We start from the raw sequence: 12,564 nt of genomic DNA on the forward strand, positions 1-12,564 counted from the left end.
GGCGCAGCATGCTGATCGAGTAGCCCGCGGAGCGGCGCTGCATGCTGATCGAGTAGCCCGCGGAGCGGGCGTATCGAGATCCACCAGCGTCAGAAGTGGAGTCTGCAGACCCGCCCTGCTGAGGACGGCGGGTCTCGATACGCCCTGCGGGCTACTCGACCAGCATGATCCGCAGAGCTGGCGGAGGACCTGCGGTCTCCGCGCTCCATGCTGATCGAGTAGGCCGCGGAGCGGGCGTATCGAGATCCACCAGCGTCAGGAGTGGAGTCTGCAGACCCGCCCTGCTGGAGACGGTGGGTCTCGATACGCCCCTGCGGGGCTACTCGACCAGCATGAGCCTGCCCATGCTGATCGAGTGGGCCGCGGAGCGGGGGTGTCGAGATCCGCCGTGGACGGACGATTCAGCGGAGGCTGATGCCCTCCGTGGCGGGGGCGGCGCTGTAGACGCTGCTGATGGTCGCCGCGAAGTCGTCGAGGATGACGTTCCGCTTGATGCTCATCTTCGGGGTGAGGTGGCCGCTCGCCTCGGTGAACTCGGTGCGCAGGATCACGAACTTGCGAATCGACTCGGCGCGCGAGACGCGCGCGTTCGCGGCGTCGACGGCGCGCTGCACCTCGGCGAGGACGGCCGGGTTCACGGCCGCCTGCTCGAGCGTCAGCGTCGCGTCCTGGCCGTTGTTGGCGAGCCACGTCGGCAGCATCTCCGGGTCGAGGGTCACCAGCGCCGCGATGAACGGCCGCTGGTCGCCGACGACGACGACCTGCCCGACGAGCGGGTTGGCGCGGATCGGGTCCTCGAGCGCGGCCGGCGCGACGTTCTTGCCGCCGGCCGTGACGATGATCTCCTTCTTCCGCCCGGTGACGCGAAGGTAGCCCTCCTCGTCGAGCGAGCCCAGGTCGCCGGTCTTGAACCACTCGCCGTCGAAGGCCTCGGCCGTCGCCTTCTCGTCGTTCCAGTAGCCGCCGAAGACGTCGATGCCGCGCACCTGGATCTCGCCGTCGGCCGCGATCCGGATCGAGCAGCCGGGCATCGCCGGGCCGACCGAGCCGATCTTGAAGCGCTCGGTCCGGTTGACCGTCGCGGGCGCCGTCGTCTCGGTGAGTCCGTAGCCCTCGAGGATCTTGATGCCGAGGCTGTGGAAGAAGTGACCGAGCCGGTCGCCGAGCGGAGCGGAGCCCGACACGGCGTAGCGGACGTTGCCGCCCATCGCGATGCGCAGCTTCGAGTAGACGAGCCGGTCGAACAGCAGGAACTGCAGCTTCAGCGCGAGCGGCACCGAGCCCGCCTCGACGGCGATCGAGTGCGCGACGGCGACGTCGGCCGCGCGGCGGAAGATCTTGCCCTTGCCGCCCGCCTCGGCCTTCTGCTCCGCCGAGTTGTAGACCTTCTCGAACACGCGCGGCACGGCCAGCAGGAACGTCGGCTTGAACGAGCCGAGCGAGGGCAGCAGCTGCTTGGTGTCGGCCTGGTGGCCGACCTTCACTCCGCCGTGCACGCAGAGGATGGCGATGAAGCGCGCGAAGACGTGCGCCGTCGTGATGAAGAGCAGCGTCGACGCGCCCGGCTGGTGGATCAGCTCGGTCAGCGCGACCGCGGAGTTGCGGCTGAGCTCGACGAAGTTGGAGTGCCGGATGATGCAGCCCTTGGGCCGGCCGGTCGAGCCGGAGGTGTAGATGATCGTCGCGACGTCGGCGCCGGTGGCGAGCGAGCGGCGGCGCTCGATCTCGGCGTCGGGCACGTCGACCCCGCGGGCGGCGAGCTTGTCGAGGTCGCCGAGGCCGATCTGCCAGGCGAGCCGGACATCGGGGAGGTCCGCGCGGACCTCGTCGAAGCGCGCGAAGTGGTCGGCCGTCTCGACGATGACGGCGTGCGCGCCGGAGTCGGCCAGGTTCCACTGCACCTGCGCGGGGGAGGAGGTCTCGTAGACCGGCACGAGGACGCCGCCGGCGAACCACACCGCGAAGTCGATCAGCGTCCACTCGTAGCGGGTCTTGCAGATCAGCCCGATCTTGTCGCCGGGCTCGATGCCCGCCGCGACGAGGCCCTTCGCGAGGGCGGTGACCTGGTCGAGGAACTCGCGCGCCGTGACGTCGCGCCAGCCGGCGCCGTCCGGCAGGGCGAAGAGCGCCCGGTCGGGCGTCTCCCGCACGCGATCCAGGAGCAGCGCCGTCGTGTTGGCCTGCGGATCCGGCGCGACCACGAGGGGGGAATCGAACTGCTCCACGGCAACTCCTTCGGTACCTGAATGATTGTCGGGTCCAGCCTACCGGCGGTTCCCGACTGTGTATCCACTCAGGGTAACGATCCGCACGTCGGTTCTCAGCGGGTCACTACACTCGTTGTGGCCGCCGCTCCAGGGCGGACCCGCGGCGCAGCGGCGTCGGAGGCGAAGGGAAGGCGGTTCGCGTGCACGCGATCGGTATCGACATCGGCGGCACGAAGATCGCCGGAGCGCTCGTCGACGAGTTCGGCGGCATCGTCCGCGAGGACCGTCAGCCGACTCCCGCCGGGCACCCGGAGCTCATCGTCGACGTCGTCGTCGAGATGGTGGCTCGCCTGCGCGAGGGTCTCCCCACCGGCGACGTCTCGGCCGTGGGAGTCGCTGCGGCCGGCTTCATCGACGCCTCGCAGTCGATCGTCTACTACGCCCCCAACATCAACTGGCGCAACGAGCCCTTCCGCGAGAAGCTCTCGGCGCGCATCGACCTCCCGATCATCATCGAGAACGACGCCAACGCGGCCGGCTGGGCCGAGTTCCGCTACGGCGCCGGCCGCCTCGTGAGCGACATGCTGATGCTCACGATCGGCACCGGCGTCGGCGGCGCGATCGTCATCAACGACCGGCTCCTGCGCGGCGGCTTCGGCGCGGCGGCCGAGATCGGCCACATGCGCGTCGTCCCCGGCGGGCTGCCCTGCGGCTGCGGCGCGCGCGGCTGCATCGAGCAGTACGGCTCCGGCCGGGCCCTGCAGCGCTTCGCCGCCGAGCTGGCCGACGCCGGCGGGATCGGCCAGGGCATCGCCGATGCCCGCGCGAGGAACGGCGGCGAGCTCGACGGCGGCGTCATCGCCGAGCTGATCAGCGCCGGCGACCTCGGCGCCCTCGCGGCCCTGCGCCAGCTCGGCCACTGGCTGGGCGAGGCGGCGGCGAGCCTCAGCGCGGTCCTCGACCCGCAGATGTTCGTGATCGGCGGGGGAGTGGCGCAGGCGGGCGACCTCCTGCTCGATCCGATCCGCCAGGCCTACCTCGACAACCTGCCCGCCCGGGGGTACCACCCCGAGCCCGAGTTCCGCATCGCGGAGCTCGTCAACGACGCGGGGGTCGTCGGCGCGGCCGACCTCGCCCGCCTGCACGCGAGCTCGCTGTGACCCCGGTCGCGGACCGCTGAGGAGCGCCCCTTGTTCTACTGGTTCATGAAGCACATCGTCGCCGGGCCCCTGCTCAAGACGATCTTCCGCCCGTGGGTGGTCGGCGCCGACCGCGTCCCGGCGACGGGCGGCGTCATCCTCGCGAGCAACCACCTCTCCTTCATCGACTCGGTGTTCCTCCCGCTGGTGATCGAGCGCAACATGGTCTTCCTCGCGAAGAGCGACTACTTCACGGGCAAGGGCCTCAAGGGCTGGGCGACGAAGCTCTTCTTCACCGCCACCGGCATGCTCCCGATCGACCGCTCGGGCGGCAAGGCCTCGGAGGCCTCGCTCAACACGGGGCTCCGCGTCCTGGCCGGCGGCGAGGCGCTCGGCATCTACCCCGAGGGCACCCGCAGCCCCGACGGGCGGATGTACCGCGGCCGCACCGGCGTCGCGCGGATGGTCCTCGAGGCGGGTGTACCCGTCATCCCAGTGGCGATGATCGACACCGCCCGCATCATGCCGATCGGCAGTCGCCTGCCCAAGCTCGGGCGCATCGGCATCGTCTTCGGCGAGCCGCTCGACTTCAGCCGCTTCGAGGGCATGGAGGGCGACCGCTTCATCCTCCGCTCGATCACCGACGAGATCATGTACGAGCTGCTGGCGCTCAGCGGCCAGGAGTATCTCGACGTCTACGCGACCTCGGTCAAGGAGAAGCGCGCGGCCCTGCTGCGCTGAGCCTCCTCCTGCGCTGAGCCTCCCCGGCTGGGCGCACCTCCGGAGAAGGCCCCGCCGAGCCGATAAGCTCGTCAACCGTCGCCGTCCGCCCGGGCGGCGATCACTGCGCGCGCCGCGCGCCCGTCAGAACCAGGAACCCTCGTGGTCATCGATCCGAACGAACCGTACGTCCTCGCCGCCCCCTCCGTGGTCGCCGGCCTGGACTATTGGCGCGAGCTCGAGATCAAGCAGCAGCCCAACTGGCCGGACGCCGCCGCGGTCGCCGCCGCGTCCGCCGAGGTCGCGGCGCTGCCCCCGCTCGTCTTCGCGGGCGAGGTCGACCAGCTGCGCGAGCGCCTCGGTGCCGCGGCCCGCGGCGAGGCCTTCCTGCTCCAGGGCGGCGACTGCGCCGAGACCTTCGCCGGAGCGACCGCCGACCAGATCCGCAACCGGGTGAAGACCGTGCTGCAGATGGCCGTCGTCCTGACCTACGGCGCGAGCATGCCCGTCATCAAGATGGGCCGCATGGCCGGCCAGTTCGCGAAGCCCCGCTCGAGCGACCTCGAGACCCGCGGCGACGTGACGCTGCCCGCCTACCGCGGCGACATCGTCAACGGCTACGACTTCACCCCGGAGTCGCGCACCGCCGACCCGCGCCGCATCGTGCAGGGCTACCACACGGCCGCCTCGACGCTGAACCTCATCCGCGCCTTCACCCAGGGCGGCTTCGCCGACCTGCGCCTCGTGCACTACTGGAACAAGGGCTTCACCGAGAACCCGCAGAACCAGCGCTACGAGCAGCTCGCCCGCGAGATCGACCGCGCGGTGAAGTTCATGGTGGCCTGCGGCGCCGACTTCGAGGGCATGAAGCGCACCGAGTTCTACACCGGCCACGAGGGCCTGCTGATGGACTACGAGCGCCCGATGACGCGGATCGACTCGCGCACCGGCACGCCGTACAACACCTCCAGCCACTTCATCTGGATCGGCGAGCGCACCCGCGAGCTCGACGGCGCGCACGTCGACTTCCTCTCGCGCGTGCGCAATCCGATCGGCGTCAAGCTCGGCCCCTCGACGACCCCCGAGACGATGCTCGAGCTGATCGACAAGCTCGACCCGGACCGCGAGCCCGGGCGCCTCACCTTCATCACGCGGATGGGCGCCGGCAAGATCCGCGACGCCCTGCCGCCGCTGCTGGAGGCCGTCAAGGCGAGCGACGCGCTGCCGCTCTGGGTCACCGACCCGATGCACGGCAACGGCCTGACGACGCCCACCGGCTACAAGACCCGTCGCTTCGACGACGTGGTCGACGAGGTCAAGGGCTTCTTCGAGGCGCACCGCGCCGCGGGCACGCACCCGGGCGGCATCCACGTCGAGCTCACCGGCGACGACGTCACCGAGTGCCTCGGCGGCTCGGAGCACATCGACGAGGCGACCCTCGCCACCCGCTACGAGTCGGTCTGCGACCCGCGCCTCAACCACATGCAGTCCCTCGAGCTGGCCTTCCTCGTTGCCGAGGAGCTGCGCGAGCGCTGAGCTGCCGAGCCCGCGGAGCGGGCCGTGCCTGCTGATCGAGTAGGCCGCGGAGCGGGCGTATCGAGATCCACCGTCGTCTGACGGGTGGGTCTCGATACGCCCCTGCGGGGCTACTCGACCAGCATGCATTCGCAGCTGATCGTGTGCCTGCGGCAGTCTTCGACGATCGCGCAGCCCGCGGAGCGGGCCCCTCCATGTTGATGGCGCAGCCCGCTGAGCGGGCGCCTCCATGCTGATCGAGTAGCCCGCTGAGGGGGCGTATCGAGATCCACCGTCGTCAGAAGACGAGTCTGCAGACCCGCCCTTGCTGGCGACGGCGGGTCTCAATACGCCCCTGCGGGGCTACTCGACCGGCATGTCGCGGCGCAGCCGCGTCCTTTCACTCGCCACCGCGACGCGAAGCGGCTTCCCCGCTCGACACGGCCTGCGGAGCCGCTCGACCGGCATGCCGACGAGGCTCGGCCGCAGGGCTCCGCGGTCAGATCGTGATCGTGATCGAGAGCTGGACCGTCGTGCCGCGCTGCACGAGGGCGCCCTCCTTGTCGGACTGGTTGGTCACCTTCGTCACCTCGTCCGGCACCTGGTCGATCAGCGGAGTCGTGAGGCCGTAGCTCCACTTCAGGTCGACGGCGCTGAGCGCGGCCTTCGCCTGGTCGCGGGTCATCCCGACGACGTTGGGCACGGCGACCGGCTGCGGGCCCTTCGAGACGACGACGGAGACGGTGTCGCCGGTGGTCGCCGGGGCCTCGGGATTGATCTGCGTGAGCACCACTCCGGCGGCGACCGTGTCGCTCCAGTCCTCGCGCTCGCGGTCGAGGGCGAGCCCGGCGTCCTTCGCGGCCGCCGTCGCCTCGTCGACCGTGAGACCGACGACGTTGGGGATCGCACCGAGGCTGACCGTCATCGCGATCGTGCTGGTCTCGGACATCGTCGCGGGCAGCTCGCCGCCGTCGGGCAGCGACGCCGAGACGACGACGCCCGCGGGGACGTCGGCGTCGAAGATCCGCGTCACGTCGCCCACGGTGAACGGCGCGGCCTGGATCGCAGCCGTCGCCTCCTCCTCGGAGACGCCGGCGAGCGCGGGCACCTCGAGCTGCCGCGGGCCGCTGGAGACGACGAGCGTCACCACCTCGCCCTTGTGCAGCCCCTGGCCGCCGGGCGGGTCGGTGCTGAGCACCGTGCCGGCGGGCACGGTCAGGTCGTTCGCCTGCTGCGGCGACACCTCGAAGCCCTGGCTCACCAGCGCGGCCGTCGCCTCGTCCTGCGAGCGGCTCACCACGTCCGGCACGTTCACGATCGCGCCGGGGCCCTCGCCGAACCACCACGCGGTCCCGCCGCCGATCAGGGCGAGCAGCAGCACGATCACGGTGAGCAGGACACCGCGGCGGCGGCGCGTGCGCCGCTTCGTCGCGAGCCGCGCGACCGCGTCGTCGTCGTCGCGCTGCTCGAGCTCCGCGGGCGAGCCCTCGATCACCGAGGTGTGCCCGGTGACGGCGTCGTCGAACAGCAGCGCGGTGGCGGGCTCCGCCACCGGAAGGGGGGTGACGGCCTGGGTGTCCGCGCCGCGGCGGTCGGTCGGCGTGATGCCCATCAGGCGCTCGGCCTCGAGCAGCTGCGCGAGCATCACCCCGGCGTCGCGCGGGCGCATGTCCGGGTCGCGCTCCGTCGCCCAGAGCACGAGCTCGTCGAGCGAGGTCGGCACCGACGGCACCTTGGCGCTGGGGTAGGGGACCGAGTCGTTCGCGTGCTGGTAGGCGATCTGCATCGGCTGCTCGCCCGTGAAGGGCTGCTCGCCGGTGAGCATCTCGTAGATCATGATGCCGATGGCGTAGATGTCGCTGCGGGTGTCCGCGGTGCCGCGGGTGACCAGCTCGGGGGAGAGGTACGCGATCGTGCCGAGCAGCGCCTGACCGGAGGCGGTGTTCGCGCTCGCGGCCCGGGCGAGGCCGAAGTCGCCGATCTTGATGCGGCCGTCGTCGGCCAGCAGCACGTTCTCGGGCTTGAGGTCGCGGTGCAGGATCCCGGCCCGGTGCGCGGCCGCGAGCCCGGACAGCACCGAGTGCATGATGTCGACGACCTGCTGGGCCGTCAGCCGCCCGCGCTCCTTAAGGAGGTCGCGCAGGGTGATGCCGGGGAGGTACTCCATCACCAGGTAGGCCATGTCGGAGTCCTGGCCCTGGTCGAAGACGCTCACCACGTTCGGGTGGGCCAGGCGCGCGGCGGAGCGCGCCTCCTGGACGAAGCGGTTCTTGAACGTCTGGTCGTCGGAGAGGTGCCCGTGCATGACCTTGATGGCGACCCGGCGCTCGAGGCGCTGGTCGTGCGCCAGGTAGACGGTGGCCATGCCGCCCCGCGCGATGCGCGAGCGCACCTCGTACCGGCCGTCGACGAGACGGCCGAGGAGAGGGTCGAGCTGGCTTGTGGTCACGCGACGAGTCTAGGCAAGACCCTCCGGACAACCGGCGTGCAACGCGGAGGCGGCTCGTGGCACTCTTGACGGGTGACCGACTCGTCCGCTGCCTCCGCCTCCCCGTCCACTCCCGAGATCGAGTGGCTGACCGTCCCCGACCTGGTCGAGGTCACCGGTCTCGGTGTCAGCCGGGTGCGCCGCCTCCTGGAGGAACGCCACCTGCTCGGCACGCGCCGCGACGGCAAGCTCGTCGTGCCCTCCGTCTTCCTCCGCGACGGCGAGCCGCTGAGCGAGATCCGCGGCACGGCGATCCTGCTCTCGGACCAGGGCTTCTCGGACGACGAGGCGATCGACTGGCTGCTCGCGGACGAGGACAGCCTCGGCACCAGCCCCGTGCAGGCGCTGCTCGCCGGCCGCAAGGCCGAGGTGCGCCGCGTCGCGCAGGCGCTCGCCTGAGTCGACCCGGGCGCTGAGCCCGCCTGCGACGGCGCGTCCTACGCCGTCCGCGCGGTGACGCGGTCGGCGAGCTCCCGCAGCTCCGCGACGCCCTCCTCGCGCAGCGGTGCGTCGGGCAGCACGTCCAGGGCCGTCGCCACCTCGCGGGCGATGCGCTCCTCGAGCCGGTCGAGCGCGCCGGAGCCCGCCACGACCTCCTGAGCCCGGGCGATGTCGTCCGCGCTCGCGTCGGCACGGCCGACCACGGCGTCCAGCTCGTCGCGCTCGCTCGCCGACGCGGCCGCACGGGCCAGGCCGAGCAGCACGGTCCGCTTGCCCTCGCGCAGGTCGTCGCCGGCGGGCTTGCCCGTCACGACCGGGTCGCCGAACACTCCGAGGACGTCGTCGCGCAGCTGGAAGGCGATGCCGAGGGGCAGGCCGAACCGGCGCAGCGCGTCGATCTGGGCGTCGTCGCCGCCGCCGAGCGAGCCGCCGATGGCCAGCGGCGCCTCGATGCTGTACTTCGCGCTCTTGAAGACGACCACGCGCTCCGAGCGCTCGAGATGCTCGTGCTCGGGGTGGCGCACCCAGGCGCTCTCCTCGAGGATGTCGAGGTACTGGCCCAGCGTCACCTCGGTGCGCATCAAGTTGAACTCCGCGCGGGCCCGTGCCGCGGCGGCGCGGTCCTCGAGCGCCCACTCGGCGTCCGCGAAGATCTCGTCCGACCAGACCAGCAGCAGGTCGCCGAGCAGGATCGCGGAGGAGCGGCCGAACTCGTCCGCCGAGCCCGACCAGCCGCCGCTCTCGTGCAGCGCCGAGAACCGGCGGTGGGCGGCCGGCGCGCCCCGGCGGGTGTCGGAGTTGTCGATCACGTCGTCGTGGACGAGCGCCGCGGCGTGGAAGAGCTCGAGGCTCGCGCCGACGCGGGCGATCGGGTCGGAGGCGCTCCGGTGCGCCTCGCTCGGGACCGCGGAGACGGCCGTCCAGCCCGCCTCGCAGAAGCGCGCCCGGAAGCGCTTGCCCCCGCTGAGAAAGTCCCGCGAAAGGTCGCCGAGGGCGGAGACGTCCTCTCCTATGGAGCGCAGAATTGGCGTGCGCCCGGTGAGGAATTCATCGATTCGGAACTGGACGCGATCGACCAGACGAGTGCTGTGGTTCACCAGACCAGCCTATGCACCGATGGCGCCTGGCGCCTCGGCGGGGCTCGGTCTACACTGAAGCGCCACCAGCCCGGTCGAGCAGACCGCACGCCCACCTCGGTGCCGTCCCCGCCGGGTCGACGCCACTCCCTGAAGGGGTCCCGATGCCGCTTTCGGAACACGAGCAACGGCTCCTCGACGAGATGGAGCGCAATCTCTATCAGAACGACGCCGATTTCGTCGCGGCGGTCAGCAAGGGCCGGGGCGGCACCAACTACCGCGCGCTCGTGCTCGGCATCCTCCTCGCGATCGTCGGTCTCGGCGTGCTCGTCACCGGCGTCATCGTCCGTCAGCCCCTCGTGGGCGTCGGCGGCTTCGCACTGATGCTCGCCGGCGTCGTCGTGGCGATGCGTCCCGCTCCCGGCGGCTCCACCACCTCCGGCCTCCCGGAGGCCGGCCGGCCGTCGAAGCCGCGCTCGGCGAGCGGCGGCCAGGGGTCCAACTTCATGGACCGTCTGAACGACCGGTGGGACAACCGCGGCGACGGCCGCTCCTAGCGCTCCACGGCGCGGGTCCTCCACCCCGCACCACCTCCAGGGTCGATCCTCACGGATCGGCCCTTTTTTTGCGCCCGGACCCTCCCCGGGAGTGTGATTCCCCTCCACTGCGCTCCACCGCGCCCGATCCCTGCAACGGCGCGGATCGACTGAGTCACTGCGGCGCGCCGCGACCGTCGGCAGGGTTGTGGGTGGGGGGAAGTGGAGTACTGTGGGGCCCACACCAACCTTGGCCGGAGAGAAGTGGGGGCAGTCCGTTGTTCCTCGGCACTCATTCCCCCAAGCTCGACGAGAAGGGCCGCGTGATCCTCCCCGCCAAGTTCCGCGACGAGCTCTCCTCCGGAGTCGTCGTCACGCGTGGCCAGGAGCGGTGCCTCTACGTCTTCAGCCAGCGCGAGTTCGAGACGATGCACGAGAAGATCCGCCAGGCGCCCGTCACCAGCAAGCAGGCCCGCGACTTCCTGCGCGTGTTCCTCTCCGGCGCCAGCGCCGAGACGCCGGACAAGCAGAACCGCATCACCCTCCCGGCACCGCTGCGGGCCTACGCCGGTCTCGACCGCGACCTCACCGTCATCGGTGCGGGCAATCGCGCCGAGATCTGGGCCCAGGACGCCTGGGACAGCTACCTGACCGAGCAGGAGTCCGTGTTCTCCGACACCGAGGAGGAGGTGATCCCCGGACTGTTCTAGCTCCTGCCGCGCGACTCCCAGCCACTCGGCGCCCGGACGCACCTTCCCCGGTGTCCGGTCGTGAGCTGGATGGGGATCGGACGGCAGGAACAGGACGGCGGGACCGCCATGGCAGAGAACACCGAGGACACCCCTGTGCGCATCAGCGACGGGCGCACCGGCGACGGCGTGCGCCCCACCGAGGAGCGGCACCTCCCCGTGCTGCTCGAGCGCTGCGTCGAGCTGCTCGCACCGGCGCTCGAGCGCGACGGCGCCGTGCTGGTCGACGCGACGCTCGGCATGGGCGGGCACTCGCTCGCGCTGCTCGAGCGCTTCCCGCGGCTGCACCTCGTCGGACTCGACCGCGACAAGGAGGCGCTGCAGCTCGCCGGAGCCCGGCTCGCCGAGCACTCCGCCCGGATCGACCTGGTGCACGCCGTCTACGACGAGCTGCCCGACGTCCTCGACGAGCTCGGCATCGACACGATCGACGGCGCCCTCTTCGACCTCGGCGTCTCCTCGCTGCAGCTCGACGAGACCGAGCGCGGCTTCTCCTACTCCAAGGACGCCCCGCTGGACATGCGGATGGACGCGACCGCACCGCTGACCGCGGCGAGCATCCTGGCCGACTACGACGAGATCGCGCTCCGGCGGATCTTCCACGAGTACGGCGAGGAGCGGCTCGCCGCGCGCTACGCGAAGAAGATCGTCGAGGCGCGCGAGTCCGCGCCGATCGTGCGCTCCGGCCGGCTCGTCGAGATCATCCAGGCGGCGACCCCGGTCGCGATCCAGCGCAACGGCCACCCGGCCAAGCGCGTCTTCCAGGCGCTGCGCATCGAGGTCAACCAGGAGCTCTCGGTGCTCGAGCGGGCGATCCCCGCCGCGCTCGGCCGCATCGCCGTCGGCGGGCGCATCGTCGTCGAGGCGTACCAGTCGCTCGAGGACCGCATCGTCAAGCGCGCCCTGCAGGCCGCCTCCTCCTCCACGGCGCCCGTCGGCCTGCCGATGGAGCTGCCCGAGCACCGACCAGAGTTCCGACTCGTCATCCGCGGCGCCGAGCTCGCCTCGGACGACGAGAAGGCCGCCAACCCCCGAGCGACACCCGTGCGTCTGCGCGCGGCCGAGAGGATCAGGAGCACCGCATGAGCGCGACCGCCGTCATCGACCCCGTCATCGACCGCAGCACCGCACGACCGGCGCAGCCCGCCGAGCCGGCCCGGCGACCCCGGATCGAGGCCGTCCCCGCTCCCGAGCGCCAGGCCCGGCCGAAGCTGGTCTACGGGATCGTCGCCGTCGCCGGCCTCTTCGCGATCATCGTGATCCAGCTGCTGGTCAGCGTCGGCCTCTCCGAGGGCGCGTACCAGATCGCCACGCTGCAGGGCGAGCAGAAGACGCTCACCCGCGGCAATGCGGAGAAGCAGGACGCGGTCGACACGCTCAGCTCGCCGCAGAACCTCGCGACCGCCGCGCAGGGCCTCGGCATGGTCGCGAACACCGCGCCCGTCTACCTCCGCCTCTCCGACGGCGCGGTGCTGGGCGACCCGGCCACCGCCGCCGCGAGCGAGGTCGGCACCGCCGCGGCCGCCTCCGCCGTGCCGAACGCGCTGATCGCGCCGCCGGCCGCCGCCGCAGTCCCGGGCTCCGCCACGGCGGTCGCCCCGCTGCAGGGCGAGCTGCCCGCCCCGATCACGCACTGACTCCCCTCGAGCACGCACTGAGCCGCTCCGACCACGCACCGAAGGGCCCCTAGCGC

The 12,564-nt window shown here is 71.6% G+C and carries 11 protein-coding genes; 8 read left to right on the forward strand and 3 right to left on the reverse strand.

The annotated features are described in order from the left end of the window. Positions 1-401 precede the first annotated feature (401 nt). On the reverse strand, positions 402-2,225 hold the full coding sequence (locus HQQ86_RS17480; protein WP_173289554.1) for an AMP-dependent synthetase/ligase: 1,824 nt from the start codon (positions 2,223-2,225) through the stop codon (positions 402-404). A 182-nt stretch (positions 2,226-2,407) separates the two neighbouring features. Between HQQ86_RS17480 and HQQ86_RS17485 the strand changes: the two genes are divergently transcribed. The 3 genes from HQQ86_RS17485 to HQQ86_RS17495 all read left to right on the forward strand — a co-directional run bounded on the left by HQQ86_RS17485 (position 2,408) and on the right by HQQ86_RS17495 (position 5,602). Beyond that, a complete protein-coding gene (locus tag HQQ86_RS17485; protein WP_173289556.1) occupies positions 2,408-3,367 on the forward strand; it encodes an ROK family glucokinase in 960 nt (319 codons plus the stop codon). A gap of 30 nt (positions 3,368-3,397) precedes the next feature. Then, on the forward strand, positions 3,398-4,087 hold the full coding sequence (locus tag HQQ86_RS17490; protein WP_173289558.1) for a 1-acyl-sn-glycerol-3-phosphate acyltransferase: 690 nt from the start codon (positions 3,398-3,400) through the stop codon (positions 4,085-4,087). Between the two features lie 186 nt (positions 4,088-4,273). Further along, a complete protein-coding gene (locus HQQ86_RS17495; protein WP_173290388.1) occupies positions 4,274-5,602 on the forward strand; it encodes a class II 3-deoxy-7-phosphoheptulonate synthase in 1,329 nt (442 codons plus the stop codon). Between the two features lie 478 nt (positions 5,603-6,080). On the opposite strand, the gene pknB is transcribed toward HQQ86_RS17495, so the two are convergent. Continuing rightward, positions 6,081-8,030, reverse strand: coding sequence for a Stk1 family PASTA domain-containing Ser/Thr kinase (gene pknB / locus HQQ86_RS17500; RefSeq protein ID WP_173289560.1), 1,950 nt, complete (start codon positions 8,028-8,030; stop codon positions 6,081-6,083). Between the two features lie 72 nt (positions 8,031-8,102). On the opposite strand from pknB, the gene HQQ86_RS17505 reads away from it, so the two are divergent. Next, the gene (locus HQQ86_RS17505; RefSeq protein WP_320527026.1) at positions 8,103-8,468 is read left to right on the forward strand and encodes an Rv2175c family DNA-binding protein; all 366 of its coding nucleotides are present in this window, start codon (positions 8,103-8,105) and stop codon (positions 8,466-8,468) included. Positions 8,469-8,506: 38 nt separating this feature from the next. On the opposite strand, the gene HQQ86_RS17510 is transcribed toward HQQ86_RS17505, so the two are convergent. Next, positions 8,507-9,607 carry a polyprenyl synthetase family protein gene (locus HQQ86_RS17510; RefSeq protein WP_173289561.1) on the reverse strand — a complete coding sequence of 367 codons (1,101 nt, stop codon included), beginning with the start codon at positions 9,605-9,607 and terminating at the stop codon, positions 8,507-8,509. Between the two features lie 143 nt (positions 9,608-9,750). On the opposite strand from HQQ86_RS17510, the gene HQQ86_RS17515 reads away from it, so the two are divergent. From HQQ86_RS17515 to HQQ86_RS17530, 4 genes are all read left to right on the forward strand, one after another. After that, on the forward strand, positions 9,751-10,143 hold the full coding sequence (locus HQQ86_RS17515) for a DUF3040 domain-containing protein (protein WP_173289563.1): 393 nt from the start codon (positions 9,751-9,753) through the stop codon (positions 10,141-10,143). A gap of 257 nt (positions 10,144-10,400) precedes the next feature. After that, positions 10,401-10,832: a division/cell wall cluster transcriptional repressor MraZ gene (mraZ, locus tag HQQ86_RS17520; protein WP_173289565.1), complete on the forward strand. Its 432-nt coding sequence runs from the start codon at positions 10,401-10,403 to the stop codon at positions 10,830-10,832. A 108-nt stretch (positions 10,833-10,940) separates the two neighbouring features. Beyond that, positions 10,941-11,957, forward strand: coding sequence for a 16S rRNA (cytosine(1402)-N(4))-methyltransferase RsmH (rsmH, locus tag HQQ86_RS17525; protein ID WP_216845646.1), 1,017 nt, complete (start codon positions 10,941-10,943; stop codon positions 11,955-11,957). Beyond that, complete coding sequence (locus tag HQQ86_RS17530; protein WP_173289569.1) at positions 11,954-12,508, forward strand: hypothetical protein; 555 nt, start codon at positions 11,954-11,956, stop codon at positions 12,506-12,508. Before rsmH ends, HQQ86_RS17530 begins: the two co-directional genes overlap by 4 nt. Positions 12,509-12,564 lie beyond the last annotated feature (56 nt).

Source organism: Rathayibacter sp. VKM Ac-2857 (assembly GCF_013205025.1).
Taxonomy (GTDB): Bacteria; Actinomycetota; Actinomycetes; order Actinomycetales; family Microbacteriaceae; genus Rathayibacter.